General features: G+C 71.3%; 3 protein-coding genes. 1 reads left to right on the forward strand and 2 read right to left on the reverse strand.

Translation table 11 applies throughout. The annotated features are described in order from the left end of the window. Positions 1-361: 361 nt before the first annotated feature. Together ACZ7GX_RS31600 and ACZ7GX_RS31605 are read right to left on the reverse strand one after the other, a co-directional pair. Positions 362-1831 carry a family 43 glycosylhydrolase gene (locus ACZ7GX_RS31600; protein WP_498781944.1) on the reverse strand — a complete coding sequence of 490 codons (1470 nt, stop codon included), beginning with the start codon at positions 1829-1831 and terminating at the stop codon, positions 362-364. Positions 1832-1994: 163 nt separating this feature from the next. Further along, a complete protein-coding gene (locus ACZ7GX_RS31605; protein WP_498781946.1) occupies positions 1995-3641 on the reverse strand; it encodes a glycoside hydrolase family 27 protein in 1647 nt (548 codons plus the stop codon). Positions 3642-4375: 734 nt separating this feature from the next. Between ACZ7GX_RS31605 and ACZ7GX_RS31610 the strand changes: the two genes are divergently transcribed. Then, the gene (locus tag ACZ7GX_RS31610; RefSeq protein WP_498781948.1) at positions 4376-5875 is read left to right on the forward strand and encodes an endo-1,4-beta-xylanase; all 1500 of its coding nucleotides are present in this window, start codon (positions 4376-4378) and stop codon (positions 5873-5875) included. Positions 5876-6000: the final 125 nt, after the last annotated feature.

Below are 6000 nucleotides of genomic sequence, written 5' to 3' on the forward strand. Positions count from 1 at the left end.
AGCTTTTCCGGGAGCGCTCCCAGTCATGGGGTGGCGAATCGGTCGTCGAGGGGTGGACACGGCAAGGCGGCGCGGCGGGCCGCACCTCCCGCGCGAAGAAGGATTCACTTCGGGTCGAATGTAACCACGCCGAACACGGCAGTCAATTGCCCGGAATGCTAAAAGTGTTAGCGCTAACTTTAGCTTTATGGCTTACGAAAGCCTTTCGCGCCACAAGTCGATCAGGCCCGTCAAGTGCCGCTTTGCGGATTTCTTGCGCGAGATTCACCCCACCTGAACCACCGCTACGATTGGCTTAGACCTAACCTTGTTAGCGCGCACAAGATGGCCGCACGGCCCTGCGCGCCGAACCGCCACCGGTTCACGGTGAAAAGCCCCGGTAGTCGAACCAGTCGAACGCCGCGACCCCGCGCGTGACGTACATGCCGACGACCCGCCCGGCGAGGCCGGTGCTGACTTCGGGCGACAGGTACCGGCCGTCCAACTCCGCCAGCGGGCCCGGATCGGCGCCGACGTGGAACGCGATGGTGTCCGGTCCGGCGGGCTCGACGCCGGCGGGTTCGTCGGTCGGCCGGACGAACGACGGCGGCACCAGGTCGGTCGTGCGGGTGACGACGGTGAGCGTGATCGGCCCCGGAGGTCTGGTGCGGCTGGCCACGACCTGGCGCACCGGCCCGATCCTGGCGATCACGTCCACCCGGCCGGGCACCACCTCGAAGTCGTAGCGGTGCGCCTCGTCGCGCCGGATGCTCAGGCCCGCGCGGGCCGTGCCGGGATCGAGGTGGACCGACACCCGCGAGTCGAGGTGCCGCAGCCGGGTGCCGACGAACGTGCAGCCCGGTCGGTCGAGGGTCTCGCCGGTCGCGTGCAGCGTCAGCCAGCCGGGGCGTTCGGTCAACGACCAGGAGCCGTCCGGGAGCCCGCGCGGCGAGATCCAGGACGGCGCCAGCGCGAACCCGTCGAAGTCGTCGCGCGCGGGCTGCGCCGGCGCCGGGTCCGACGCCCGCGGCGCGGGCCTGGTCCCGTCCGCCCCGACCACGACCGGCCACTCGTTGCGCCAGCGCACGGGCGTCAGGAACACCTCCTGCCCGAGCACGTGGAAGCCGGACGGGTGCTCGCGGGTCCCGGGCCGCACCAGCCACCAGGTCCCCTCCGGGGTCGTGACGAGGTCCGCGCGGCCACTGCCCCCGGCCGGGCCGAGCGTGTCCACGAAGGTGCTCGGCGCGCGTTCGAACGGCCCTCGGGGCGTGCGCGCGCGGGCGACCACCAGCGACCGGTCGCACTCGAACAGCAGGTACCACCAGTCGCCGACGTGGTACAGGTGGGGCGACTTCGGGGTGTCGTCGCAGCTCCAGGCCCGCCACGGTCCTTCCAGCACGGTTCCCCGGTGGGGGTCGATGCGGGCCGTGCGCCCGTCGGTCGTGGCGCACCAGCAGTCGCCGTTCTCGTCCCAGGCCAGGTCGGGGACGACACCGGGGAGGTCGATCCACACCGGGTCCGACCACCGCCCGGCGAGGCGGTCGGTCGTGACGACGAACGTGCCGCCCGCCGACAGGTCCGTCGCGGTCACCCAGAACCTCCCGCCGCGGTGGCGGATGGTGGGCTGGTGGATCCCGCGCGACGCGGGCGTGTCGGCGGGCAGCCGCAGCTGGTCCGGGCGGTCGAGGACGTTGCCGACCTGCCGCCAGTGCACCAGGTCGCGGCTGTGGAAGATCGGCACGCCCGGGAAGTACTCGAAGCTGGAGCACACCAGGTAGTAGTCCTCGCCGACCCGGCACACGCTCGGGTCGGGGTGGGATCCACCGATCACGGGGTTGCGGGCGGTGCGCACGGTGCTCCTTCCCTGGGTCGCGGGTGGACGTCGGACCGATCGGCGCGGGTGGGCCCGGTCCTCTCGCCGTGCTGTGCGCGAGAGGACCGGGTCCCGGAAGCAGCGCCCGCGGGCATTCGTGAGGCGACGGCGCCGGAGGGCGGGCGCGCCGCTCAGGCCGCCGTCAGACGCGGCTCCACCTCTGGTTGGCCTGGCCGTTGCAGGTCCACAGGATCAGCCTGGTCCCGTTGGCGGTGGCGGCCTGGTCGGCGTCCAGGCAGAGGCCGGCGTGGGTGTTGCGGATGGACCCGTCCGCGCCGAGGGTCCACTTCTGGTTCGCCTGGCCGTTGCACGACCACGTGATCACGCGGGTGCCGTTGGCGGTGCCCTGGTTGTAGGCGTCGAGGCACTTGTCCCCGAACACCCGGATCTCGCCACCGGTCCAGGTGGTCCACAGCTGGTTCGCGGCGGTGTGGCAGTCCCAGAGCAGCACGGTCGTGCCGGCGGCGGTGGAGGCGTTCTCGGTGTCGACGCACCGGTTGGAGCCGGCGCCGCGCAACCGGGAGGTGGTGGCGGCGATCGGGCTGCCGCCCGAGACGCGGAACGCGGCCACGCCGTGCGCGGGCACGCTCGCCGAGATCGCGCCGGAGGTGGTGGAGGCGCCGCCGGTCCACAGGTCGGTGAGGGAGAACGACCCGCCGGACAGGCCGAGCTGGGCGGCGGTGGTGGACACCGTGGCGGTGCTGCCGCCCCGGTTGAACAGGCCCACGGCGACCGAGCCGTCCGACAACGCCTTGGCGAAGACCTCGGTGTTGCCGTCGTCGCGCACGCGTCGACCGCCCGCACCGAGCCGGTCCTGGTTCACCGCGAGCAGCCGCGGGTTGCGCAGGATCGCGCTGACGTCGGCCGACATGGTGCGGATGTCGTTGCCCGCCATCAGCGGCGCGGCCATCAGCGCCCACAGGGCGAAGTGCGACCGCGACTCGGTCAGGCTCAGGCCGGGCCGCCCGACGACGAGCATGTCCGGGTCGTTCCAGTTGCCCGGACCGGTCTGCGCGGCCAGCGGCGCGGTGACGTCCAGGACGTTGCCCACGCCCATCGGGTAGCTGTTGGTGTTGCCGTTCTGCCAGATGTCGAGCAGGTCCTCGGTGGTGCGCCACAGGTCGGCGACCTCGCCCCAGTCGTACTTGTCGCCGGTCGGCGCGTGGAAGCTGTTGGAGTTGATGCTGTAGACGATCGGGCGGCCGGTGGCCCGCAGGGCGTCGCGCATGATCGTGAACCGCGCGACCTGCTCGTCACGCGTGCCGCTGCCCGAGCACCAGTCGTACTTCAGGTAGTCCACGCCCCAGGACGCGAACGACCGGGCGTCCTGGACCTCGTGCCCCTTGCTGCCGGTGGAACCCGGGTGCGTGCCCACGCCCTGGGCGCAGGTCTTCTCGTTGGGCGCCTGGTAGATGCCGAACTTCAGGCCCTTCGAGTGGATGTAGTCGCCGAGCGCCTTCATGCCGGAAGGGAACTTCGTCGGGTGGGCGCGCAGGTTGCCCTGGGCGTCGCGCTGCGGGTCGAACCAGCAGTCGTCCACCACCACGTACTGGTACCCCGCGTCACGCATCCCCGACGACACCATCGCGTCGGCGGCCTGCCGGACCTGCGCCTCCGTGATGCCGCAACCGAAGCTGTTCCAGCTGTTCCAGCCCATCGGCGGGGTGAGCGCGGGACTGCCCGGCGCGGCCTGGGCGACGGGCGCGCCGGGAGCCGCGGTGACCACGCCCAGCGCGGCGATGGCCGCCAGGGCGAGGTGGAGGAGTCGTCCGCGTGTACGGGTGGGCATCGTCGCCTCTTCGGTGTCGACCGGACGCCGTCGGCGTCGGTCACGGATGTCGGCAGGGGTGGTCGGTCGGGCGCGCGACAGGTCCGCGGGTGCTCACCGGACGGGATCGCGCCCGTCACCTCGCGGCCTGGTGTCGCGCCAATGAAACTATGACCAACCAAGACGGGTCAAAGCTAAATTGTGAGCGCTAACTTTGAGCACCGCGACGAGGAAAGAGGCAGACCAGGCCTTATCGTCCGGTCACACCTCGACGAGGCCCGGGAAGTTGCCCCGTTCGGACCACCGGCCGGCGTCCGCCACCCGACGTGCCCCACGGGAGGCCGCCGCGCGATCGGCGATCGGCGTGGCGGCGAGCTAGAACACCAGCGTCGACTTTAGCCGGGCGAACGAGGTTCACCCGACGCGGACACGGAAGACGAGTGTTCCTCCACTGTGGACGAGCGAGGACGTCGGCGGATCGGACCGCACTTCCCGGCACGCACCACCCGGGCGAAACAGTTGCGTCACGTCTTGACCGAGCGTGAGCCGTCGTTCACAGTCTGAAGAGCACACCGACGCTCGTGGCCGTGGTTGCCGCCCCCGAACGCGCTTGTTCCCACGGGGCGGCCGACCAGGCTGGATGTTAACGCTAACGCCAGTGCGTCCTGGTCGCGGCCCGGCCCCGTGCGGCCCCCGATGGCGTCCCTGCCACCGCCGGCACCCGAGCCCGCGGTGTCCGACCCGAAGGACATGTGATGGAACATTCGACACGAGCGGTCATTCGGCCGGCGCTCGCGCGTCGACCGAGAACAACGGCGTTGCTGCTCGTCGTGGGACTGATCGCCACCGTGCTGGCGGTGGCGTTCCACGGTTCGGCCAAGGCCGCGGGCACGACCCTGGCCACCGCGGCGGCGGAGAAGGGCCGGTACTTCGGCACCGCGGTCGCCGCGGGCAGGCTCGGCGACTCGACCTACGCCGGGCTCCTCCAGCGGGAGTTCGACATGGTCACCGCCGAGAACGAGATGAAGATCGACGCGACCGAGCCGAACCAGAACCAGTTCACCTACGGCAACGCCGACCGGATCGTCAACCTCGCCCGCTCCCAGGGCAAGCGGGTCCGCGGCCACACCCTGGCCTGGCACTCGCAGCAGCCGGGCTGGATGCAGAACATGTCCGGCAGCGCCCTGCGGTCCGCGATGCTCAACCACGTGACCAAGGTCGCCACCTACTACCGCGGCAAGATCTACGCCTGGGACGTGGTGAACGAGGCGTTCCAGGACGGCAGCTCCGGCGCGCGCCGCGACTCCAACCTCCAGCGCACCGGCAACGACTGGATCGAGGCGGCGTTCCGCGCCGCCCGCGCGGCCGACCCCGGCGCCAAGCTCTGCTACAACGACTACAACACCGACGACTGGACCCACGCCAAGACCCAGGCCGTCTACCGGCTCGTCCAGGACTTCAAGCAACGCGGCGTCCCGATCGACTGCGTCGGCCTCCAGTCCCACTTCAACGCCCAGTCCCCCGTGCCGGGCAACTACCAGACCACGCTGCAGAGCTTCGCCAACCTCGGCGTCGACGTCCAGATCACCGAACTCGACATCGAGGGCTCCGGCTCGGCGCAGGCGGCGAACTACGAGCGCGTCGTGAAGGCCTGCCTCGCCGTCGCCCGCTGCACCGGCATCACGGTCTGGGGCATCCGCGACACCGACTCCTGGCGCGCCTACGGCACCCCGCTGCTGTTCGACGGCTCCGGCAACAAGAAGCCCGCCTACACCGCCGTCCTCAACGCCCTCAACGCGGGCTCCAACCCCCAGCCCGGGGTCATCGACCCGAACGCGTGGTACGTGCTGGTGAACCGCAACAGCGGCAAGGCGTTGGACGTGTACGGCCTGGCGACCAACGACGGTGGTCGCATCGCGCAGTGGTCGCGCAACGACGGCGCGAACCAGCAGTGGCAGTTCCTGGACTCCGGCGGCGGCTACTACCGCATCAAGTCGCGCCACTCCGGCAAGGTCCTCGACGTGCCCAACTCCTCCACCGCCGACGGCGCCGCGATCCAGCAGTGGACCGACCACGGCGGCACCAACCAGCAGTTCGGCGCGGTCGAGTCGGGCGGCTACCACAAGTTCGTCAACCGCAACAGCAACAAGGCCGTCGAGGTGCAGGGCTCTTCCACGGCCGACGGCGCGAACGTCGTCCAGTACAGCGACACGGGCGGCGCGAACCAGCAGTGGCAGCTCGTCCGCGTCGGGTGATCCCGCGGCACTGACCGCCCCGCCCCGGTGGTGGGAGGTGGGGGGGGGGGGGGGGGGGGGGGGGGGGGGGGGGAGGGAGGGGGGGGGGGGGGGGGGGGGGGGGGGGGGGGGGGGGGGTGCGCGTA

Source organism: Actinosynnema sp. NPDC037264, assembly GCF_055603705.1.

What these genes read in the sequence shown, in the direction of transcription:
- ACZ7GX_RS31605 (WP_498781946.1), bottom strand. Translation starts at nt 3,641, where the DNA reads ATGCCCACCCGTACACGCGGACGACTCCTCCACCTCGCCCTGGCGGCC.
- ACZ7GX_RS31610 (WP_498781948.1), top strand. Translation starts at nt 4,376, where the DNA reads ATGGAACATTCGACACGAGCGGTCATTCGGCCGGCGCTCGCGCGTCGA.